This is a genomic window from Mesorhizobium sp. BR1-1-6 (assembly GCF_020165355.1).
In the GTDB taxonomy this organism is placed as follows: Bacteria; Pseudomonadota; Alphaproteobacteria; order Rhizobiales; family Rhizobiaceae; genus Mesorhizobium.
The window spans coordinates 56,504-78,351 of sequence record NZ_JAIUHZ010000008.1 but is presented as its reverse complement, the minus strand read 5'-3'; the positions used below and the strand labels follow the sequence as shown (position 1 = coordinate 78,351).

Sequence of the window (21,848 nt, the reverse complement as noted above, 5' to 3'; positions counted from 1 at the left end):
TCGAGGCGGGACGAAGATGTTCGTCCCGCTATTCGAGATACGGCGCCAGTACATCTTCGATCCATTTCATGAATGCGCGGACGCGGCGCGACAGATTGCTGCGATGTGCTACGACGAAGGACACGGGGATCGCCCGGCGACGCAAATCGGGCATGATCTCCACCAGCGCTCCACTCTTCAAGTATTGGCCAATCCCCAGAAGCGGCGCTTGAATCAGGCCAAGGCCGGCGACGGCGGCAGCGTCGTAGGTCTGCGCGCTGTTGACGTGTAGCGCGCCTGGCAACTGACGCGTCGAGTAGCCGTCGCCGTCCGGATATTCCCATCCATGCGGTCTCGCGCCCAGCATCGTCGAAAAATGAATTGTCCGATGTTCCTGGCGCTGGAGGTCGTCCAGCGACCGAGGGACGCCATAGCGCGCCAGATAAGCGGGACTGGCGGCGTTGACCATGCGCAACAGGCCCAGCGGGCGGGCAATCAGCGTCTCGTCTCCGATGGGACCAAGTCGCAAGACGCAGTCAAACCCCTCTTGAACCAGATCGACTTGCCGGTCGGTACTCGACACCTCCAGCTCCAACTCGGGGTGAGCCGCCATGAACTCCGGCAAGGCCGGCACGATCGTCGTGCGCGCCACTTCGGTCGGAAGATCGACCCGTAAGCGCCCGCGAAGCGCCACGCGATCGCCGGCGAACATCGAGTGCAGATCATCGACTTCAGCCAGCAGATCGCGGGCACGGGCATGAAACGCGCGCCCGTCCTCCGTCAGGCGCACGCTGCGCGTGGTGCGGTGCAGGAGCCTGGCACCGACGTCTTCTTCCAGCTTCCGGACCGCCGTCGAGGCCCTCCCCTTCTGGATGCCCAGGCTATCGGCCGCGCGGGTGAAGCTGCCCATTTCCGCTACCGTTATGAAAATGAGGACGTGCTCGAGATTCTGCATTTTCGTACCTCTATTGTTTTTTATAAAGAGAACAGTTGGTTCATTTTCTCGGTGTTTATCACACTCAGGAGGCACAGTAAGTTTCGGATATGGGATCTCCCCATCGGAGAACGACAAGTGTCCGAAACCATGAACCCGCGTCAGGCAGCCGAAACCGTGACCTTGCATCGCGCCCTGTGGGCCGGCCGGATCATGAGCGCGTTTGTCGTTATCGCTCTGGTGGCAGACGGCACCATTCAGCTTTTCGCGCCGGCACAGATCGCGGGCATGTTGCAGGAAACCGGGTTCGCGATGGACCTGACCCGTGTCATGGGCCCGATCATACTCGCCTGCGCCATCCTCTACGCCATTCCGGCCACCGCCGTCCTCGGCGCGATCCTGGTAACGGGCTTTTTGGGCGGCGCCATCTGCGCCCACGTCCGCATTGGTGAGTTGGGATCGCCGCCGGAGATCATTTCCCTGCTTCTGGGCGCGCTGGCGTGGGGCGGCCTCTATCTGCGCGATCCCCGAGTCCGGGCCATTCTACCACTCATCCATTGAACCAACCGGGGCAGTGCCCTGTCCCCCGACATCAGGAGAAAACACATGTTTCTAGTCATGGGAATCACGGGAAAAGTTGGCGGCGCAACGGCAGAACATCTGTTGGCGCACCGCAAGGATGTACGCGCGCTCGTCCGCAATCGCGAGAAGGCTGCCAACTGGGCGAACAAGGGCGTGGAGCTGGTGGAGGGCGATTGGAATGATCCGGCAGCCATCGAGCAAGCGCTCGGAGGCGTCGAAGGCGCGTTCGTCATGTTGCCCCCTGTCTGGGCGCCCTCGCCCGATTACAAAGAAGCAAAGGGCATGATTGCAAACTATGTCGAGGCGCTCACCAAGGCAGCGCCGCCGCGAGTGGTTGCGCTTTCGTCGATGGGCGCGAACCGAACCAGCGGGCACGGGGTGATCACGGCCCTGTCGCTTCTGGAGCAAGGTCTTCGCGACCTGAAATCGCCAATCGCATTTGTGCGCGCCGGCGGGTTCTTCGAAAACTTCCTCTACGGCTTGCAGGTCGCCGAAGGCGGAACGCTACCGGTCTACTACAATCCGACAAACCGGAAATCGACCATGGTCGCGACAAACGACATAGGCGCGGAGGTCGCAACCCTTTTGACCGGGCCGGCGTGGTCGGGCCAGCGCGTCATCGAGGTTGGTTCGATGGTCACCGCCGATGACGTCGCGGGGCAGCTGGGTGAGGTCCTCAATCGCGACGTGAAAGCCTTTGCAATCCCGCGTGCAGGGTGGGCGGAAGCCTTCGAGCAATTCGGCATCCCGAAAGGCCACTCCGGACCTGCCCAAGAAATGTTCGAGGCCGTCAACGCGGGATGGATGGACCTCGGCGTCGCGAGTACGGAGCACGTAGCCGGTACGACGTCCGCACGCGATGTGTTCGAGGCTGCACAGAACGCCGCCAAGGCGTAAGTCCGGGAGAGACGGAGACTTCCCGCGTTAGACGCGGCGCGGGAAGTGCGCGGAGCGAGCGCCTCGGAAGCGGATGTGGCAGGCGAAAACAAGACGTGCCGGTTGGCGCGCTTACCGAGCGCCCGAACGTCTATGAATGGCAGGCGCGCTGATCGATCCGCTGCCGGTGCTCTATCATTCTTCGTCGAGCCCCCTCTATGAGGGGGCGGTGAAGGAGTGGGGGGCTGAGGCGGTGCCCTTCAAGCTTGAGGTCGGCGCAAGGCGAATGCGCGTTTGTTGGACGGCTGCTATGCGCCTCTTTCCCGCCATTCAGCAAACTTTCAAACGTTCCCGAAAGTGGTCGTTTTCGTCTGCGTTCATGGCGGCAGAGATGTGAGCCGGATCCGAGCGGATCATCGATCTTCATTGCCTTCCCGATTGGCGCTTGGTTTGAGTGGCACGGGAAGACGCTATCTCGCAAGACCCTGAATGCCGGAACTCCGAGCCGAGATAGGTAAGTCGACAGCCAATTGACGCAAATATCTTGCCCTGCGACTCTAGAAACGACTGAGCATGTTCTCTGATGGCGTATTCGCCGTTCTCATCACCGTGCTGGTGCTGGAGTTGAGACCACCCGGTCAGCCGACTTTCGTTGCGTTGCTATCCCTGTGGCCGACGTGGCTGAGTTACGCTGTGAGTTACATCTTCATCGCCATCGTCTGGGCCAATCACCACTACCTCATGCGCTACGCTCGCGAGACGACACCGCACTTCATGTGGTTCAATTTCGCGCATTTGTTTTCGATCTCACTGCTCCGCTATCCACTGCTTGGATGGCGGTGAGCGAACTCGAGCCGCAGCCCGTAGCCTTTTACGCATCCGCCTTCTCTCTGGTGAATGCAACCTACATCGGGCTGATCTGGGAGTTGCTCGATCGGCGAAGCAGCGTCAAGATTTCGCCCAAAGTACGCAGGCTCATGCGCGTCCGATCCTTTACGACCTTGGCCCTCTTCGGCGTGGCTGCAATGATTGCGCTGAAGTACCCCCTTGTGGGCTTGGGTCTCTGCATCTGCTGTCTGCTCGGCTATTTGAATCCCGAACCGCCAATGGCTGAAACGCGGCGAAACTGACAAAAGTAGGCCTAACTCCGCAGCGTTTTTGCGATTTCACAGCGCTGCTCGCGCATCACACATCAGGGTGTCCCCGTTCCTGCAGCACCCAAGTGTTGCCATCTGGATCCGAGAAGCCCGCGAAGCTGGCATAGTCTCGGTGGTTGGGGTCGAAACCTGGGGCGAACGCCCCACCCCAGCCGTCGATCGGAGCCTTGTGCTTGAGTTCGCTGACTGCGACTCCGCGTTCGAGCAACCGGCTTCGCGCAGTCTCAATATCCGTAACGACAAGATAGATGTTGCGAAGCGACCCTGCGGGCGCGTCCGTAACGCCTTTGCCGAATTGTATTGAGCAGTGGGAGCCAGGCGGCGTGAGCTGGACCACACGGAAGGTGGTGTTCGGCGCATAGTCGACATCGAGCGCAAAGCCGACCCGGTCCACATAAAACCGGAGCGCACGATCGATATCGCTTATCGGCAGTGTGACAACCTCAAGCGATAATATTCCGAACGCGGCTGTGCCAGACTTCATAGTCCGTCCCCTTCGATTAGCTTACAAATCGATGACTAGATCACGGGTCGGTTGCGAGCAGCAAATGAGAAGGTTGCCGTCGGCCGGCCTTTCAAGCGGTTCAGGCTCATAGGCGATCGCGCCTGATATCAACCCACTTTCGCAGTTGTGACAAACACCGGTTCGGCATGACCACCGGGAGGGAACGTCACAGGCCTCTGCCAGCTCCAGAATGCTCCGGTACACTGAAGGGTTCCAATGGGCGGCTACACCACTTCGAGCGAAGGAGACCAGCGGACCGGCATCGGTGTCGCCTTCCGGCAGATGTGGCGCGCGCCGCTCGCTGGCAACAACACCGGGGTTCAGCGGCTCGCTCCCGTTGAAGATCTCGATACGAACGCGATCCGGGGCGACGCCCGATGCGGCTAGCGCCTCTTTCATGTCTGCCATGAAGTCGACAGGTCCGCAGAGATAGACGTCCGCGTCCTGCGGGATACTGACACTATTGAAGACCAATGGTGATAGGTGGCCGGTTGCATCAAAATCGACGCCGAGTCTGTCGACCGGGTCTGGCCTGCTATAGCAGACATAACTGCGACCATGGGGGAGACTGGCCATCAGACGGCGGACTTCGGCTGCAAAAGGATGGTGCCGTCTGTCGCGAGCCGCGTATAGCCAGAGGACCTGCCGCGTGTCCCGGGCTGCCGCCAGCGCGTATAGTATTGCCAGAAGAGGTGTCGCGCCGATGCCTGCGCTGAGCAGTACCACGGGGCTCTGCCCAGGCTGCAATATAAAGCTTCCGCGCGGCGAGCTTACGTCGACAAGATCGCCTATCCGCACATGATCCCGCAGAAAAAGGCCGGCCGTCCCGTGCGGTTCGATCTTGACGCTGATTCTGTAGCGCTCTTCCGAGAGTGGGCCCGAGAGCGAGTAGCTGCGAAATAGCGCAGCACTGGAACGGGTCGGGCGAAGGCGCAGCACGATATATTGACCAGGTAGAGCGGGCGGGAGCGGCTTTCCATCGGGATGCCGCATCGACAGAGAGACGACGTCCACGGACTCCTGCTCTAGATCAGCCACCGCGAGCGGCTGAAATCCGGGAGCAGCAGGGTGTAACGCGGCTGGCGGAGCGAGCCCGGCATTGCCGCTCTCTACGCCGGTCGATTGGCTGCGCAGCAAAGCCTCAAAAGAACCCCGCCATCCTGGCGAAAGCGCTTTGATCCGCGCCGCGCGCTCCAATTCGACGCGGGGATGTTCCGGTGAATAAAGCAGTGCATTCAGCTCAGCGACGGTTACCCGTTCATTCGCTTCGCCCACCTTGAGGATTTCGTCGCCCGCTCCTACCTCGCCTTCTTGCAGAACTCGGAAGTAGAATCCTGGCCGGCCGCTGGAAGTCAGCAATGCCGGCATTCGGGGCTCGTCCATGCGGATGCCAACCCGGTAGCATGTGACGCGAGGTTGAGTGACCTCGAAAAGCGCGCCTCCAATACGAAATCGATCTCCGATGCAAACTGCATCGTCTGGCAAGCCCTCGACCGTGAAGTTTTCGCCGAACTGACCATAGACGAAGTCGGTTCTGTTCAGGTGCTTCTGCCAGTAGCGATATGATGCGATTTGATAGACGAAGACGGCCCGCTGCTCGCCCCCGTGCCCAGCGAGGTCGCCCTGACCGTCGCCGTCCAAATTCAATCGGCCAACGCGACAACGTCCGGCTACCGGGTTTTTGAAAATGCCGGTGTATACTGTGCGGTCATTCCAAGAGATGTTGCGCGGAAGCCCCACGTTCACGGACAATAGTCGCGCCATGCTCCGCTCCGTTTAATCGCGACCGGTAGCTAGCCCCCGGCAATCATTTCGGGGCCTCCACCAGGTGCCCGCTCCAACTCGGCCACATCGAGATTTCGATCAGGACCGTGAGGGACGACCGTCTGGCCAGGCTCGAGATGAAGCTGAACGTCGTCGAGGAAGACCGAAACTATGTCCGGCTCAAACGACACAAGGTTGGCAATGCGGCGGACTTCGGGATAGGCGTCGGTGTAGGACCATGCCGCCTGACGAGCGTCGCCAATAGAATAATAGCTGCAGAGCCCTTTGTAGGGACAGAACGTCTGAAGCTTTACCGCTGTGAGGGAGGACTCGTGGATGTCATCACGAGGGACATACCAGCGTGGAGCGAACCCGGATTCGTACAGGCCCAATGGATGCCTGGTATCCGCAACGACGCGGTCGTTGTAGCGGACCACGAGGTGACGAGAACTCTGTCGAATATCTATGCGATGGTATGGGTCGGCAGCATGACCCAGGATTCGTTCGTCTTCTTCATAGAAGGCATCCATGGCGCGCCATGCGAACGCCAATCGTCCCTGGAGTTCTGTTGCATGGGCAGGGAGGTTCGTGTGTTGCCACGCTCCTCTGGCGGCCACGTGTTGCTCGCCTACCCGGACAGTGTACCATGAAGTAGACCCAAGATCAGGATGTTGGGTGATCTGCTCTGTCCGCTCCAACACATGTGCTGAAATGTCGGACTCCGGAAAATAAGCTACCGGGTAGCGGGCGGGTTCAAACAGTAGGAGAACGTCCTCGCTTTCGGCAACCCAAACCCCGCCAAACAATACGCGCATGCGCCGGCGCAGCCGTTCCACATATAACATTCTTTTGGGCAACGCTTCGGGGACGAGAAACCGACCGATGGCTCCCGTCGAGAGAGGACCTTGTTGCCAAGACAGTCCCACTGCTCAGTTCCCGATATCGCGGCAGAGCCGCAAATAGCTATTTGCAACGTAAGTCCGAGAAATTGGTTCCACCACCGATCGCAAACTTCCAGAGCGGCTCGCGCGCTCGGAAATTCGCACCCACTTCGCGGAAGACGGCTAGGCGACTGCAAGCCGGCTGAGGGACGGCCGTTCGCACGCTATATGGGTCGATCAAATCGGCGCGGCGCAGCAGCAATCGGCTATTCAACCACCCCAGCGATTGTCCACTTTGGCAGGCGTATTGCCTATAACCTGCCAGTCCGCTTTCGGCCCCGAAATGCGACATTCACACTCGTCTCGGCAACCGCACCTTCCTGCCCCGCGCTCGCCTCACGCAGTCTTCTGCGTCACCAGCCCCAGTTCCTCGACCATCGCCTGGCGCATCAGGAATTTCTGCGGCTTGCCGGTCACCGTCATCGGCAATTCCGTGCGGAAGCGGATGTGGCGCGGGACCTTGTAGTGGGCGATCTGGCCGGCGCAGAAGGCCTTGATCTCCTGTTCGGTGGCGATCTGGCCGGGCTTAAGCACAATCCAGGCGCAGAGCTCCTCGCCATATTTGGCGTCGGGAACGCCGAACACCTGCACCTCCCTCACCTTGGGGTGTCGATAGAGGAACTCCTCGACCTCGCGCGGATAGACGTTCTCCCCGCCGCGGATGACCATGTCCTTAACCCGGCCGACGATGTTGCAATAGCCCTCGGCATCGATCGTGGCGAGGTCGCCCGTATGCATCCAGCCGTCCGCATCGATCGCCTCGCGGGTCTTGTCCTCGTCGTCCCAATAGCCCTTCATCACGGAATAGCCGCGTGTGCAGAGTTCGCCCGGCGCACCGACGGCAACGGTTGCGCCATCGGCATCGACGGCCTTGACCTCGACATGGGGATGAACGCGCCCGACAGTCGAGACGCGTTTTTCCAAGGGGTCGTCGACGCTGCTCTGGAAGGAGACCGGGCTGGTCTCGGTCATGCCGTAGGCGATGGTCACTTCGGACATATGCATCAGCGACACCACCTTCTTCATCACCTCGATCGGGCATGGCGAGCCGGCCATGATGCCGGTGCGCAGGCTGGACAGGTCGAAGGCGGCGAAATCGGGATGGTCGAGCAGGCCGACGAACATGGTCGGCACGCCGTAGAGGCCGGTGCAGCGTTCCTGCGCCACGGCGTTCAGTGTCGCGCCGGCATCGAAGCCCTCGCCGGGAAAGACCATGGTCGCGCCCTTGGTGACGCAGCCCATCGTACCCATCGACATGCCGAAACAATGGTAGAGCGGCACGGGAATGCAAAGCCGGTCGTCGACCGTCAACCTGATGGCCGAGGTGACGAAATTGCCGTTGTTGAGGATGTTGTTGTGGGTCAGCGTCGCGCCCTTGGGCGCGCCCGTGGTTCCGCTGGTGAACTGGATGTTGATGGCGTCCTCCGGCTTCAGCCCTTCGGAGATGCGGTCGAGGCTGTCATGCTCGTCGCGCCCCGCCATCGCCAGCACATCGGCGAAATTGAACATGCCGGGCGAGTTCTCCTCGCCCATGCGGATGACGATCCGGAGCGCCGGCAGTTTCTGTGCCCTGAGCTTGCCGGGCGTGGCCGTCGCGATCTCCGGCGCCAGCGTCTCGATCATGCCGAGATAATCCGAGGTCTTGAAGCTGGCCGCGGTGACCAGAGCCTTGCAGCCGACCTTGTTCAGCGCATAGTCCAGCTCGGTGAGCCGGTAGGCCGGGTTGATGTTGACCAGGATCAGGCCGATGCGGGCGGTGGCGAATTGCGTCACCAGCCATTCCCAGCGGTTGGGCGACCAGATGCCGACGCGATCTCCCTTTTCGAGGCCCAGCGCCAGGAAACCGGCGGCCAGCGCATCCACCGTGTCGGACAGCTCGCTCCAGGTGAAGCGCTTGTCCTGGCCGACGAAGACGGCGGCATCGAGCGTGCCGTATTTGCCGGCCGTGTCGGAGAACAGTGCGGGAATGGTCTTGTTGAGCAGCGGCACGCCACGCTCGCCCGAGACGTGCGCCTTGCCGTCGACGGGCGCGACAAAGACGCTGCCGGCGCGCGCCCCGCGTCCGCGCAAACTGGTGGCGTTCTTCAGCTCGTCGAGATTGACCGGCATCGCTCTCTCCTCCCAGAACATCCGAGCCTATCAGCCTGCCGGGACGGTGGAAATCCCGCCGAAGGTAGGGCCAAGCTTCGAAGGCGGACCGCGCCGCCTTCCACGGTCATAAGAATGGCAGGGTCGTGAGAATGGCGCAGAACGAAAAACCCCGCCTCGAAGGGCGGGGGGCGCAAATCATCACCATAGCGGTATTTGTAGCATAGTGGCCGGCACAAAGCAAGAACAAAATTTGTCCGCCGCCAGCTATCCCTTCACCGAGGCCATGCTGGCCGCTATGTCGCGCAGCATCGTCTCGTCGGCCGTGGAACGCGTCTTTCGCGATGCGACAAGACACGCCTTCGACCGCAGCACGACGCCGTCGACCAGCACCTTGAGATGGTTGGCGCGCAGCGTCGAGCCGGTGGTGGTGATGTCGACGATGACATCGGCAAGGCCGGCCGCCGGCGCGCCCTCGGTGGCGCCCAGGCTCTCGACGATGCGATAGACCTGGATACCGTGCTTCTGCGAGAAGAATTGCTGGGTCAGCCGCCAGTATTTGGTGGCGATCCTGAGCCGCCTTCCGTGACGCTGGCGGAAATCGGCGGCGACATCATCGAGGTCGGCCATGGTCTCGACGTCGAGCCAGATGTCGGGCACGGCCACCACGACATCGGCATGGCCGAAGCCGAGACGGGCGACGATTTCGGCGCGCGCCTCCCAGTCGGCGAGGTTCTCGCGCACGAGGTCCTCGCCGGTGATGCCGAGATCGACGGCACCTTGCCCGATCTCGCCCGATATTTCGGAGGCGGACAGGAAAACGACCTCGACATTGTCCATGCCTTCGACGCGGGCGTGATATTTGCGCTCGTCACCGGGCAGGCTGATGGCGAGGCCGGCTTTCGCCAGCACCTCCAGCGCCTGCTCCTTCAACCGGCCCTTGGACGGGATCGCCAGCGTGATCATGGCGCGTGCTCCCGCAATGCCTCGATGCGGTCGAGCCAGACCGAGAAGCCGACGCCGGGGATCGGCGTCTTGGCGCCGAGCAGCGTCAGCAGCCGGTCGTAGCGGCCGCCGCCGGCCAGCGGCCTTTCACCATCTTGCGCCGCGATCTCGAAGACGAGGCCGGTGTAATAATCGAGCGGGCGGCCGAAGGCGGCGTCATAGCGGATCTTTTGCGCCGGCAGGCCGTTCGCCTCGACGGCCTTGGCGCGCGCCGCGAATTTTTCCAGCGCGGCCCCGAGCGATAGCCCGGCGGCACCGGCAAAACTCTCGAGCGCCTGGGCCGCGCCGTCGAGCGGCACGTCGATCGCCAGAAAGGTCTTCAGCGCCGCGAAGGCTTCGTTGGACAGCCGCACGCTGCGCAGCTCGGCCTTTTCGATCAGCCGCCGCGCGATATCGGCCGGCGCGCGTCCGGCCGAAGCCGACAGGCCGGCCTGTTCCATGCCGCCGGCTATATGCGCGGAGAGACCGTCCAGATCGCCGTCGAGCACGAGTGCCGCGACCGGGCCGGAGAGCTGGCTGTTGCGCGGCGGATTGGCGAGATCGGCAAGGGCTGCCTCCAGCATCGTCGCCGAGCCGAAGGCGCGGGCGAGCCGCATGCGCCAGCCGCGCGGCAGGCCGAGAGCCGCCAGCACCGCCTCGAAGATGGCCTGGTCGCCGAGCGTGATCGAGAGCGGCTGGCCCGGCAGCGCCAGCGACAGCAGTGCATGCGCGTCGGCCACCGAACGGGCATCGGCAGCGGCCGTGTCGCGGTCGCCGAGATCCTCGATGCCGGCCTGGAAGAACTCGTTGCCGCCTTCGCGGCGCTGGCGGAACACTTCGCCCAGATAGGAGTAGCGACGCGGCGTACCGGCCTGGCTGGCGATATGATCGAGGCAGACGGGAATGGTGAATTCCGGCCGCAGGCAGAGCGTCTGCCCGGTCTCGCTTTCGGTCAGGAAAATGCGGCGGCGCAAATCCTCGCCGGCCATATCGAGAAACGGATCGGCCGGCTGCAGCACGGCGACCTCCACCGCATGCGTGTCGCGGGTCGCGAAGAGGCCGGCGATGTCGGCCGCGATGGCGGGATAGCGGGAGGTCAATTTGCAAACCTCAGCGCTGTACGACCCTCTGGTCCCAAACCGGAGACGCCAATGATCCAGGTCAAGGCTGGTGCTCTACGGCGCCCCCCTCTGCCCTGCCGGGCATCTCCCCCTCTAGGGGGGAGATTGGCTGCTTCGCAGCTGGTGCCCTTCTTGGAATCCTGAAAATTGGCGAAAGCCATGGTGACAGCCGATCTCCCCCCTTGAGGGGGAGATGTCCGGCAGGACAGAGGGGGGCGCCGTAGAACGCGGCCTCTATTTGCCACGCGCCCTCTCCTCAGCCTGCGCCGCCAGGATCTTTCTCACCTGCGCCACCAGCTCGCTTTCCGCCACCGTGACCTGCGCCGGGCGGGCGGCACGCCATTCGGCGTTATCGGTGATCTCGGCCGACAGGCGCGCGCCTTCGATCAGGTCCTTGATCTGCAATTCGCCCTTGGCGCGCTCGTCGCCGCCCTGGATGATCGCGACCGGGCAGCCGCGACGGTCGGCATATTTGAGCTGCGCCTTCATGCCGGCGCCGCCGAGATACATTTCGGAGCGGATGCCGGCGGCACGCAGCTCGCCCACCATCTTCTGGTAGCGGCCGAGGCTTTCGGTATCCCTGTCCATCACCAGCACGACGACCGGCGCGATCACATCGGCGCTGTCGAGCTTGCCGAGGTTCTTCAGCGCCGTCATCAGCCTGGAAACGCCGATGGAGAAGCCGGTCGCAGGCACCGGCTCGCCGCGGAAGCGCGACACCAGCCCGTCATAGCGCCCGCCGCCGCCGACCGAACCGAAGCGCACGATCTGGCCATCCTCGTTGGGAATCTCGGCCAAGAGCTCGGCTTCGAAGACCGGGCCGGTGTAATATTCGAGGCCGCGGACGACGGAGCGGTCCATAGCGACGCGATCTTCGCCGTATCCCGCCGCCCTGACCAGGGCCTCGATGGTCGCGAGCTCGCCAACGCCCTCCTGGTAGACGGCGTTCCCACTGACGCTGGCATCCTGGCCGGCCTGCGCATTTCGAGCGGTCGCCTGAAGAACCGCCTCGGCTTGCGTATCATTCAGCCCGGCGCCTTTGGCGAAGTCGCCCTCGCCTTCCTTGCCGCCGTCCCAGCGCCCTGGTCCCAAGAGAAGCCGCACGCCTTCCGGCCCGAGCTTGTCCAGCTTGTCGATCGCCCGCAGCACGGTCAGCCGACGACTCGTATTCCCTTCACCTCCGAGGCCGATCGCCTCGAGCACGCCGTCCAGCACCTTGCGGTTGTTGACGCGGATGACGTAGTCGCCGCGCTTGATGCCGAGCGCTTCCATCACATCGGCCATCATCATCGCCATCTCGGCGTCGGCCGCGACGCCCGGCGTGCCGATCGTGTCGGCGTCGAACTGCATGAACTGGCGGAAGCGGCCGGGACCGGGCTTCTCGTTGCGGAACACCCAGCCGGAACGGTAGCTGCGATAGGGTTTTGGCAGGCGCTCGAAATTCTCGGCGACGAAACGCGCCGTCGGCGCGGTCAGGTCGTAGCGCAGCGACAGCCACTGGTCGTCATCGTCCTGGAAGGAGAACACGCCTTCGTTCGGCCGGTCCTGGTCGGGCAGGAATTTTCCGAGCGCATCGGTGTATTCGATCAGCGGCTGGTCGGCGGGTTCGAAACCGTAGAGTTCGTAGACCGAGCGGATGGTCGCCATCATCTTCTCGACGGCGCGGATATCTTCGGCGCTGCGGTCGGCAAAACCGCGCGGCAGCCGCGCTTTCGTCTTTTCCGATTTGTCGGCCATGGATTCGCCCGGTGTTCCGTGTTGCTGAAAACTCAACAGCGTTGCGATTTTCGCAACGGGCGTGTCCTAACCGAACAGGTCCTACCGGGCAAGGCCGGTGGCAGGCGCTGTCTCCATGCATGCGAGAAGGCACGCGGGCGTTCGCCGAAACAAAAACGCACCGAAAATGAAACAATCCCGCCATCGGCGCGGCATCGTGCCGACATAATCGAGGCCGATACAGCGCACCGCAATGGAGGGGTTCGGGACATGATGAGCGCGGTGGAATTTCACGACAACAGGGATGCGGGCGACATGCCGGCACGCCTGCGCGCCGCAGATGTCCAAGCTCCCAGCATGATCGGCCAGCCGGCCGGACCGTTCGAGGTACACGCCGATACCGGACCTTCCCTGCGCGACGCATTGGTGACCGGCCTGCTGGTGATCTATCCAACCGTCGCCACCGTGGTCGCGATCGTCGCCGACCTGTTCCTGGGAAGTGCCAACGGCGCCTGAGGCTATTTCGGCCGTTTGAAAGCCTTCCGTTCTTTCTCGACCTCTTTGCGGCACACACACCCCTCGAGATGATCGTTGACCAGGCCCATCGCCTGCATGAAGGCGTAGACCGTGGTCGGGCCGACGAAGGTCCAGCCGCGCTTCTTCAGATCCTTGGAAATGCGGATCGAGACCGCCGTGGTCGGATTGGCGCGCAGATGGGCGAGGTCGACCACCTGCGGCCGTTCCTCCCTGCCGGGTTCGAACTTCCAGAACCAGGCAGCGAGCGAGCCGAATTCATCGGCCATTTCGCGGGCGCGTTTGGCGTTGTTGATGGTCGAGACGATCTTGCCGCGATGGCGGATGATGCCGGCATCGCCGAGCAGGCGCTCGACGTCCTTGTCGGTGAAGGCGGCGACTTTGTCGAAATCGAATCCGGCGAAAGCGGCGCGAAAATTCTCGCGCTTGCGCAGGATGGTCAGCCAGGACAGGCCCGACTGGAAGCCTTCGAGACAGATCTTCTCGAACAGCCGGCGGTCGTCCGCCACCGGGCGGCCCCATTCATGGTCATGGTAATGCAGGTAGTCGGGCAGATTGCCGTGCCAGAAGCAGCGCGCGACACCGTCGGGTCCGGCGAGAAGGCCGGTTCTTTCCTTGTCCATGGCGAGAATTCCATTCGTTAACGCGCTGGTTGCGCTGCTTTACCTTGGCTTTACCAGATTCCTGAACGCGGCGGTAACCACACCAAAAGGTTTACCGACAGTTCCGCATTTTACACATTCCGATTCATGTTTCGGTTGCTGTTCCCGCGCCAATGATCGCTGAACCGGGAGGTGGTTTCCACCCGGTTTGTCAGACGATCAAGGTGCTTTCCCGATGAAGAGAGTTTTGTTTTCCGTGCTCGGCGCCGTGGCTGCGTTTGCCGCAGGCGTCACACCTTCCACGGCCGGAGACCGCTATGCCGACAGACCGCCGGTGATGGTGAGCCCCGACCTTTCCGCCCCCTGGGTGCTGCAGCTTGGCCAAGCGCCGGGGATCGTGCGGCAGAACCGGCAGGTCGCGCAGCAGCCGCGCCCGCGTTATGCGCAGCCCGACCGCGTGCAAACGGCGGCCGTGCAGGCCCCGGCCAAGCGCATGGTCGCGCGCCCGCAGATCAATCCGATCTACCTGCCGCAGGAAGTCGCCTATGACGGCTCCCAGAAGCCGGGCACCATCGTCATCGATACGACCCAGAACTTCCTCTATCTGGTCGAAAAGAACGGCAAGGCGCGGCGCTATGGCGTCGGCACCGGCAAGCCGGGCTTCGAATGGTCGGGCACGCACAAGATCACCAACAAGCGGGTCTGGCCGGACTGGCGCCCGCCGGCCGCGATGATCAAGCGCGAGGCCGCCAAGGGGCGTTACCTGCCAACCTACCTGGCCGGGGGCATGGAGAACCCGCTCGGCGCGCGCGCGCTCTATCTCGGTAGTACGGAATATCGCATCCACGGCACCAACCAGCCCTGGACGATCGGCGGCGCCGTGTCGTCGGGCTGCATCCGCATGCGCAACGAGGATGTCGTCGACCTTTATGAACGGGTCGATGTCGGAACCACTGTCGAGGTGATATAATAGTTGCTGCGAATCACCCGATCCGGAAGCGCAGCGCTTCCCGGGATCGGAAGGAATAACGGGGGACGGGCCGTATGGGGATGCGGCCGGTCAGAAAGGGCGGCACGGGAAACCGTGCTGCCCTTTCCGTTTCGGACGAAGCACTGCCGCGCCCGCACGTCGCGCAAAAGGCATGACGGTTCGCATTCGTGCTGCCATTGCCGCTGTTCTTTTGCTATGGCAAGGCAACGCTCAGGTCAGAAGAGTCCGATCATGTCACTGTCCGACGACAGCCGCTATCTCAAGGGCGGCCCGGTTGCCCGGCGCATCATCGCCTCCGTGCGCGAGGATGCGGCGATCGCAAGGGCCGAAGGGTTCCCGCCCAAACTGGTGTCGATCACCGTCGGCGATACGGCGGCGGTGGATGTCTATGTACGAAACCAGCGCGCCAAGGCAGAGCTGGCGGACATCGATTTCGACGAACGGCGCTTTCCCGCCACCATCACCGCGGGCGAACTGGAAGCGGCGATCCACGGCCTGAACGCCGATCCGCGCGTTACCGGCATCATCATCCAGCGGCCGGTGCCGGCACATATCCCGATCAGGACGTTGCAGGCGGCGGTGCATCCGCTGAAGGACGTCGAAGGCATGCATCCGGCCTCGATCGGCAACATCGTCTACAACCAGCTCGATCTGGCGCCCTGCACGGCGGCCGCCTCGGTCGAGTTGCTCAAGGAAACCGGCCTCGACCTCAAGGGCCTGGAAGTGGTGATGGTCGGCCACTCCGAGATCGTCGGCAAGCCGATCGCCTTCCTGTTGATGAGCGAAGGCGCGACGGTCACGGTCTGTCACCACATGACGCGCTCGGTCGCCGCGCACGCGCGCCGCGCCGATGCGCTGTTCGTCGCCGTCGGCAAGCCGCGCCTGATCAAGGCCGACATGGTAAAGCCGGGTGCGGCCGTCATCGATATCGGCATCAATTCCGAGACGCTGCCGGACGGTTCCACCCGTATCGTCGGCGACGTCGACACCGACAGCGTGAAGGACGTGGCCTCCTGGATCACGCCGGTGCCGGGCGGCGTCGGCCCGATCACCGTTGCGATCCTGCTGCGCAACACGATGGTGGCGCTCAGCCGCCAGCGCGCGCTCTACGAGGCGACCTACGGCACGATCGACAGGCTGGCGGCCGAATAACGCCGGGGCGGCCCCTACTCAGCGGCGATCAGGCCGGGTTCGGCGACACCTTCCGGCCTCGGCCCGCCATAGGCCCAGTCGAGCAGCTTGATCGTATGCACCACCGGCAGCTTCGCGGCAGACGCGATCTGCGTTATGCAGCCGATATTGCCGGTGGCGACGACCGAAGCGCCGGTAGCCTCGATGTTTTTCACCTTGCGGTCGCGCAGCCTGGCCGAAATATCCGGCTGCAGAATGTTGTATGTGCCGGCCGAACCGCAGCACAAATGCCCTTCGCGCGGCTCGCGAACGATGAAACCGGCTTTGGCCAGCAATTCCCTAGGCTGGCGGGTGATCTTCTGGCCGTGCTGCATCGAACAGGCCGAATGATAGGCGACGACCGTGCCCGGCTTGCGCACCGGTTCGGGCAGGTCGATGGCGGTCAGGTATTCGGTAATGTCCTTGGCCAGCGCGGAGACACGTGCAGCCTTTTCGGCGTAGGCCGCATCAAGCCGCAGCATGAAACCGTAATCCTTGATGGTCGTGCCGCAGCCCGACGCGGTGATGATGATGGCATCGATCCCGCCTTGTTCAATCGCGCGGGTCCAGGCATCGACATTTTGCCTTGCAGAAGCAAGGGCGGCTTGCTCGCGGCCCATGTGATGGACGAGCGCGCCGCAACAGCCCTCGCCCGGCGGCACCACGACCTCGACGCCAAGCCGCGTCAGCAGTGAAATGGTCGTGTCGTTGATGGCGGGATCGAGCACCGATTGCGCGCAACCGGTGAGGATGGCGACGCGGCCCCTCTTCGCCCCCTGCCCGGTATGGGTGCCCGGCGAAGCCATCGGCGATGCTCCCGGGATCGATTCCGGCGCGAGCTTGAGCATTGCGCCAAGCGGCTTCAATGCCGGGATCTTCTCGAACAGGCCGATGAACGGCTTGCCCAGTTTCGCCAATTTGAGCGCGGCGCGAAAACGCGGGGGATAGGGCAGGACGAAGGCCAGCATGGCGCGGGTCAGGCGATCGAGCAGCGGCCGCCTATAGGTCTGCTGGATATGGGCGCGGGCATGGTCGACCAGATGCATGTAGTTGACGCCAGACGGGCAGGTGGTCATGCAGGCGAGGCAGGAAAGGCAGCGATCGATATGGGTGACGATCTCTTTGTCGGCCGGGCGGCCGTTTTCCAGCATGTCCTTGATCAGGTAGATGCGCCCGCGCGGTGAATCGAGCTCGTTGCCCAGCGTCACATAGGTTGGACAGGTGGCGGTGCAGAAGCCGCAATGCACGCATTTGCGCAGAATCTTTTCCGACTCGGCGACATGCGGGTCGGCAAGCTGTGCGGGCGAGAAATTGGTCTGCATCTCTTGATGTCCTAGGCCATGCGGCCGGGATTGAGGATGTTCTTGGGGTCGAATTCGTGCTTCAGCCGCTGGCTGAGCGCTGCCAGTGAGGGAGCCTGCGGCTCGAACACCGGCAGGGCGGCGCGGTGCGAAGGAGCCGCGCGCACCAATGTCGCATGGCCGCCGCCATGTTTTCTCAGAAGTCCGCGCAGCAGCGTCGCTTCCGGGTCACCCTCCTCCATGCGCAGCCACACCAGTCCGCCCTGCCAGTCATAGAAGGCGCTGACGGCGGCCTGCATGCGCAGCGTCAAAACCATCTGGTGCGCCTGGGCAGGCGCCATCGATACGCGCCAGAGCGGTTTGTCGTTGTTGTCCACGAAAGGCCTGCAATCGCGCACGTCACGCCACAGGGCAGCTGACGCTTCGCTGCAAATCTCCTCCAGTGGTCCGGCATTTCCGAGCAACGCCTTCAGCGCGGCGATGCGATAGGCGACGGAGGGGCCAAAACCCTCCACCCGAAGCAGCGTGGCCGCATCATTGCCGAGCGCACCTGCGGCAACCCGTGCGGCAATCCGCTCCGGAAGGTGCGCGGCGCTCGATACTTCAGCACTGGAGCCGAGCGCCAGGGCCATGGCCGCGGCGGCCGCATCGTCGAGCAGGCCGCGGATGGCGAGCGTAACCTCGGTCTCGGCCGACGGCAGCACCTTGAAGGTGACGTCGGTGAACACGGCCAGCGTGCCCCAACTGTTGGCCATCAGCTTGGACAAGTCATAACCGGTGACGTTCTTCACCACGCGGCCCCCGGATTTGAAGGCCTCGCCGCGCCCGGAAACCACATGGATGCCCAGGATGTGATCGCGCGCCGCCCCCGCTTTCAGCCGGCGCGGGCCGGAGAGGTTCGCTGCAAGCGCACCACCAAGCGTGCCCTTGCCCGGCTCGCCGCCGAGCAGCGGGCCGTAGTCCATCGGCTCGAAAGCGAGTTGCTGGCCGTTTTGCGCCAGCAGCGTCTCGATTTCGGCCAGCGGCGTGCCGGCCTTTGCGGACAGCACCAGTTCGGCTGGTTCATAGAGCGTGACCCCGGCGAGCCTCGACAGGTCGAGCGTGTGCTCCGTCTGCAGCGGACGGCCGATGCCGCGCTTGGAGCCGTGACCGAGGATTTCGAGCGGCGAGCCTTCCGCCGCCGCCCAGGCGACGGTGGAGAGGACTTCGGAAGGGGTGATGGGAGTGAAGGTGGTCATGGCGCCGATGCGCAATATGCGGGAATGCCGCGTTCCTTCGCGCCCCCCTCTGTCCTGCCGGACATCTCCCCCTCAAGGGTGGAGATTGGATGCCGCGCCGGGTCTCGCCAATCTCCAGCGTTGGCGGAAGGGCGAAGCGACGAAGCTGCCAATCTCCCCCCGTGAGGGGGAGATGTCCGGCAGGACAGAGGGGGGCGTTCAGGCGCTGACATAACCCTCAAAACCTCGGAATGTCCGGAAACGCCATCTGTCCGCGATGCACATGCATGCGCCCCAGCTCCGCGCAGCGGCGCAGTTGCGGGAACACCTTTCCCGGGTTGAGCAGATGATTGGGATCGAAGGCGCATTTGACCCGCATCTGCTGGTCGAGGTCGATCTGGTTGAACATTTCCGGCATCAGGTCGCGTTTCTCGACGCCCACCCCATGCTCGCCGGTCAAGACGCCGCCGACCTTGACGCACAGCCGCAATATGTCGGCGCCGAAACTCTCGGCCTTGTCGAGTTCGCCCGGCACGTTGGCGTCATAGAGGATCAGCGGGTGCAGATTGCCGTCGCCGGCATGGAAGACATTGGCGACGCCGAGCCCGTATTTTTCGGAGAGCTCGCGCATGCCGGCCAGCACGCGCGGCAGTTCCTTGCGCGGGATGGTGCCGTCCATGCAATAATAGTCGGGCGAGATACGGCCGACCGCGGGGAAGGCAGCCTTGCGCCCTGCCCAGAAGCTCAATCGCTCCTGCTCCGACTGCGAAATGCGGCAGGTGGTCGAACCGTTGCGGATGGCGATCGCCTCGACCGCGGTGATGAGATGATCGACCTCGACGCCCGGCCCGTCGAGCTCGACGATCAGCAGAGCTTCGACATCCAGGGGATATCCGGCATGGACGAAATCCTCCGCCGCATGAATCGCCGGACGGTCCATCATCTCCATGCCGCCGGGAATGATGCCGGCGCCGATAATGTCGGCGACGCATTGGCCACCCTGCTCGCTGGTCGGGAAGCCGATCAGCAGCGCACGTGCCGTCTCCGGCCTCTTCAAAATGCGCACGATGACTTCGGTGACGACGCCCAGCAGGCCTTCGGAGCCGGTCATGACGCCGAGCAGGTCGTAGCCTTCCGCGTCCAGATGCCTGCCGCCGAGCCGCACCACCTCGCCGCTCATCAGCACCATCTCGATGCCGAGCACATTGTTGGCGGTCAGGCCGTATTTGAGGCAGTGCACGCCGCCGGAATTTTCGGCGACATTGCCGCCGATCGAGCAGGCGATCTGGGAAGATGGGTCGGGGGCGTAGTAAAAACCCTCCTGCTCGACGGCGGTGGTGATGCCGAGATTGGTGACGCCCGGCTGGGCGACGACGATGCGATTGGGGAAATCGATCTCGATAATGCGGTTGAAGCGGCTCATGACCAGGAGCACCGCGTCCTCCAGCGGCAGCGCGCCGCCCGACAGCGAGGTGCCGGAGCCGCGCGGCACGACGCGGATGTTGCGGTCATTGCAGTATTTCAGCACGCGCGAAACCTGTGCCACCGTTTCGGGAAGCACCACGACCAATGGCAATTGCCGGTAGGCGGTCAGGCCATCGCTCTCGAAGGCGCGCATTTCGTTGGCCGCGTCGACCACACCCTCGCCCGGCACGATAATGCGCATGTCGGCGACGATCTCGCCGCGCCGGCGCATCGTGGCGTCGTCTGGCTTGGGCATGGCAAGGCCGGACATCGGCAGCCTCATCTCGCGTGACTGGTCAAAATCTTTTACCAGTGAAGGGCGTCGGTTGCAAACCCCGCTTTGACCGAGAGCGGACACGGACGCAACGGACGCCTTCCGTAGCGGCAATCTGCCGCTGGCGCGCTTTACCCTGTGGGAAGTAAAGGCGCGCCTACTCGCCCGGATGTTTCGTCGGCTCGGAATGCATGCGCCGCACCCGCCGCACGCCCCACCAGACCAGCAGGATGGCGAGCGGCACGCACGCCGCCGTGACCACTTCGGGCGCGAAGGCATGGCCGAAGATCGAGGCGCCCTTGGCGACATAGCCGACGAGGCCGACGACATAGTAGGAAACGGCCGCGACCGACAGGCCTTCGACGGTCTGCTGCAGGCGCAGTTGCAACCGGGCGCGATTGTTCATCGAGGCGAGCAGGTCGCGGTTCTGCTTCTCGACCTCGACATCGACCCAGGTGCGCAGCAGCGTGGTGGCGCGCGTCAGCTTGCGCGACAGGTTGGCCTGACGCTCCTCGACCGAACGGCAGGTGCGCATGGCAGGCGCCATGCGCCGCCGCAGGAACCCCGCCCAGGTGTCATATCCCTGTACGGGTTCTTCCTCGAGCGCTTCCAGCCTTTCGCCGACGATGCCGTCATAGGCACGGCTGGCGCCGAAGCGGTAGAGGCTCGACGCCGCGTCGGCTTCCAACTCAGCCGCGAGTTCGGTCAGGTCGGCAAGCAATTTCTGGCTGTCGCGGGTCTCGGCGAGTTTCATCTCCAGCGTGATCTGGGCCAGCCTGTCCTCGATACGGCGGGCGCGACCGGACAAGGCCAGCGCCAACGGCAGGCCGAGCATGGCGAGCGTGCGGTAGGTCTCGATGTCGATCAGCCGCTGCGACAAGGCGCCGGTACTGGCCGGCGTCAGGGCGCGGTCAAGGATCAGCATACGGGTCAGGCCGTCGCCATCCTGGCGGAAATCGGTGACGATTGCTGCATTGCCGCGTTCGACCAGCGAATAGCAGAGGCTGGTCGGATCGAAGCCGGCGATCGACCGCTCGCCCGCCTGCGTCCATTTGCGGATCTCGAGCCGGATGCCTGAAATAACGGTTCCGGGTGGAGAAAATCCGTTGCCGAACGGCGAATCCTCCTGGCCCTTGCCGCCTTCGGCAAGCGGCCCTTCCCACAGATAGGTGGAGAATTCGGTATGCCGCTCCCAGCGCAACGAGCCCTGGCCCCATCTCATGGCGTGATGGCGGGCCTGACGGTCGGGCGCGGCTATGCCGAGCCGGCGCGACAGCTCGGAAAGCACCGAATGATCGACGCCGGCGCCACCCTCGGTCATGAAGGCAAGCTGGATCAGCACACGCGGCTTCTCGACCAGCGGGTGCGGACGGGCATGGACTTCGCCCAGCGCGCCGGGCCGTCCCTCATGCGCCGGAAAGCCGAGCACGCTGCCCTTGGCGCGCGGCTGAAATTCGAGATTGGACGGGTCGTGCGACACGGCTTGTTCCCCGGGTTTCTTTGAACCCTCTTGCAGTTGCGTCCTCTAGAGCCAATAGGCTCCTGACGCAAACAGCAAAGTTTAGCCGAAGACGATATGGGCGCGAGCGGGGAAGCCGACACGCTTCGACCAATTGGATAAATAATTTGACCAGTTGGCGACGCTGGC

Annotated in this window: 21 protein-coding genes; 8 read left to right on the top strand and 13 right to left on the bottom strand. The window is 63.5% G+C overall.

The genetic code is table 11. The annotated features are described in order from the left end of the window. Positions 1-28 precede the first annotated feature (28 nt). Entirely contained in the window at positions 29-934 is a 906-nt protein-coding gene (locus LB545_RS17395; RefSeq protein WP_140498353.1) for a LysR family transcriptional regulator, read from the bottom strand. A gap of 117 nt (positions 935-1,051) precedes the next feature. On the opposite strand from LB545_RS17395, the gene LB545_RS17390 reads away from it, so the two are divergent. The 5 genes from LB545_RS17390 (at position 1,052) to LB545_RS17370 (ending at position 3,501) form a co-directional block, all read left to right on the top strand. Further along, positions 1,052-1,474: a DoxX family protein gene (locus tag LB545_RS17390; RefSeq protein ID WP_140524788.1), complete on the top strand. Its 423-nt coding sequence runs from the start codon at positions 1,052-1,054 to the stop codon at positions 1,472-1,474. 45 nt (positions 1,475-1,519) lie between these two features. Further along, positions 1,520-2,392, top strand: coding sequence for an NmrA family NAD(P)-binding protein (locus LB545_RS17385; RefSeq protein WP_224705537.1), 873 nt, complete (start codon positions 1,520-1,522; stop codon positions 2,390-2,392). Positions 2,393-2,528: 136 nt separating this feature from the next. Then, positions 2,529-2,768: a hypothetical protein gene (locus LB545_RS17380; RefSeq protein WP_140672381.1), complete on the top strand. Its 240-nt coding sequence runs from the start codon at positions 2,529-2,531 to the stop codon at positions 2,766-2,768. Between the two features lie 176 nt (positions 2,769-2,944). Further along, entirely contained in the window at positions 2,945-3,214 is a 270-nt protein-coding gene (locus LB545_RS17375) for a TMEM175 family protein (RefSeq protein ID WP_224705536.1), read from the top strand. Then, positions 3,211-3,501, top strand: coding sequence for a hypothetical protein (locus LB545_RS17370; protein ID WP_224705535.1), 291 nt, complete (start codon positions 3,211-3,213; stop codon positions 3,499-3,501). Before LB545_RS17375 ends, LB545_RS17370 begins: the two co-directional genes overlap by 4 nt. Before the next feature lie 55 nt (positions 3,502-3,556). Here the strand turns inward: LB545_RS17370 and LB545_RS17365 are convergent, their stop codons facing one another. From LB545_RS17365 to hisS, 7 genes are all read right to left on the bottom strand, one after another. Continuing rightward, positions 3,557-4,012 carry a VOC family protein gene (locus LB545_RS17365; protein WP_140566480.1) on the bottom strand — a complete coding sequence of 152 codons (456 nt, stop codon included), beginning with the start codon at positions 4,010-4,012 and terminating at the stop codon, positions 3,557-3,559. Between the two features lie 21 nt (positions 4,013-4,033). Continuing rightward, complete coding sequence (locus LB545_RS17360) at positions 4,034-5,797, bottom strand: MOSC and FAD-binding oxidoreductase domain-containing protein (RefSeq protein ID WP_140566477.1); 1,764 nt, start codon at positions 5,795-5,797, stop codon at positions 4,034-4,036. Between the two features lie 29 nt (positions 5,798-5,826). After that, entirely contained in the window at positions 5,827-6,642 is an 816-nt protein-coding gene (locus LB545_RS17355) for a DUF427 domain-containing protein (RefSeq protein WP_224681817.1), read from the bottom strand. Positions 6,643-7,074: 432 nt separating this feature from the next. After that, on the bottom strand, positions 7,075-8,847 hold the full coding sequence (locus LB545_RS17350) for an AMP-binding protein (protein WP_140566471.1): 1,773 nt from the start codon (positions 8,845-8,847) through the stop codon (positions 7,075-7,077). A 246-nt stretch (positions 8,848-9,093) separates the two neighbouring features. Further along, on the bottom strand, positions 9,094-9,792 hold the full coding sequence (hisG, locus tag LB545_RS17345) for an ATP phosphoribosyltransferase (protein ID WP_140566468.1): 699 nt from the start codon (positions 9,790-9,792) through the stop codon (positions 9,094-9,096). Then, positions 9,789-10,910, bottom strand: a complete 1,122-nt coding sequence (locus tag LB545_RS17340; protein WP_140566465.1) for an ATP phosphoribosyltransferase regulatory subunit — start codon at positions 10,908-10,910, stop codon at positions 9,789-9,791. Before LB545_RS17340 ends, hisG begins: the two co-directional genes overlap by 4 nt. A gap of 255 nt (positions 10,911-11,165) precedes the next feature. Further along, the gene (gene hisS, locus LB545_RS17335; protein WP_140498362.1) at positions 11,166-12,668 is read right to left on the bottom strand and encodes a histidine--tRNA ligase; all 1,503 of its coding nucleotides are present in this window, start codon (positions 12,666-12,668) and stop codon (positions 11,166-11,168) included. Positions 12,669-12,917: 249 nt separating this feature from the next. Between hisS and LB545_RS17330 the strand changes: the two genes are divergently transcribed. Beyond that, on the top strand, positions 12,918-13,163 hold the full coding sequence (locus LB545_RS17330; protein WP_140498363.1) for a hypothetical protein: 246 nt from the start codon (positions 12,918-12,920) through the stop codon (positions 13,161-13,163). Between the two features lie 2 nt (positions 13,164-13,165). On the opposite strand, the gene LB545_RS17325 is transcribed toward LB545_RS17330, so the two are convergent. Beyond that, positions 13,166-13,804: a DNA-3-methyladenine glycosylase I gene (locus LB545_RS17325; RefSeq protein ID WP_140498364.1), complete on the bottom strand. Its 639-nt coding sequence runs from the start codon at positions 13,802-13,804 to the stop codon at positions 13,166-13,168. Positions 13,805-14,018: 214 nt separating this feature from the next. Between LB545_RS17325 and LB545_RS17320 the strand changes: the two genes are divergently transcribed. Further along, positions 14,019-14,753: a L,D-transpeptidase gene (locus LB545_RS17320; protein ID WP_140498365.1), complete on the top strand. Its 735-nt coding sequence runs from the start codon at positions 14,019-14,021 to the stop codon at positions 14,751-14,753. A 252-nt stretch (positions 14,754-15,005) separates the two neighbouring features. After that, positions 15,006-15,926 carry a bifunctional 5,10-methylenetetrahydrofolate dehydrogenase/5,10-methenyltetrahydrofolate cyclohydrolase gene (locus LB545_RS17315; RefSeq protein ID WP_140524795.1) on the top strand — a complete coding sequence of 307 codons (921 nt, stop codon included), beginning with the start codon at positions 15,006-15,008 and terminating at the stop codon, positions 15,924-15,926. Positions 15,927-15,940: 14 nt separating this feature from the next. Here the strand turns inward: LB545_RS17315 and glcF are convergent, their stop codons facing one another. The 4 genes from glcF to LB545_RS17295 all read right to left on the bottom strand — a co-directional run bounded on the left by glcF (position 15,941) and on the right by LB545_RS17295 (position 21,680). Next, positions 15,941-17,266, bottom strand: a complete 1,326-nt coding sequence (gene glcF / locus LB545_RS17310) for a glycolate oxidase subunit GlcF (RefSeq protein WP_140566456.1) — start codon at positions 17,264-17,266, stop codon at positions 15,941-15,943. Between the two features lie 11 nt (positions 17,267-17,277). Then, entirely contained in the window at positions 17,278-18,483 is a 1,206-nt protein-coding gene (gene glcE, locus LB545_RS17305) for a glycolate oxidase subunit GlcE (RefSeq protein WP_140524797.1), read from the bottom strand. A 217-nt stretch (positions 18,484-18,700) separates the two neighbouring features. Further along, positions 18,701-20,197, bottom strand: coding sequence for an FAD-linked oxidase C-terminal domain-containing protein (locus tag LB545_RS17300; RefSeq protein ID WP_224705534.1), 1,497 nt, complete (start codon positions 20,195-20,197; stop codon positions 18,701-18,703). Positions 20,198-20,357: 160 nt separating this feature from the next. After that, positions 20,358-21,680: a DUF3422 family protein gene (locus tag LB545_RS17295; protein WP_224705533.1), complete on the bottom strand. Its 1,323-nt coding sequence runs from the start codon at positions 21,678-21,680 to the stop codon at positions 20,358-20,360. Positions 21,681-21,848: the final 168 nt, after the last annotated feature.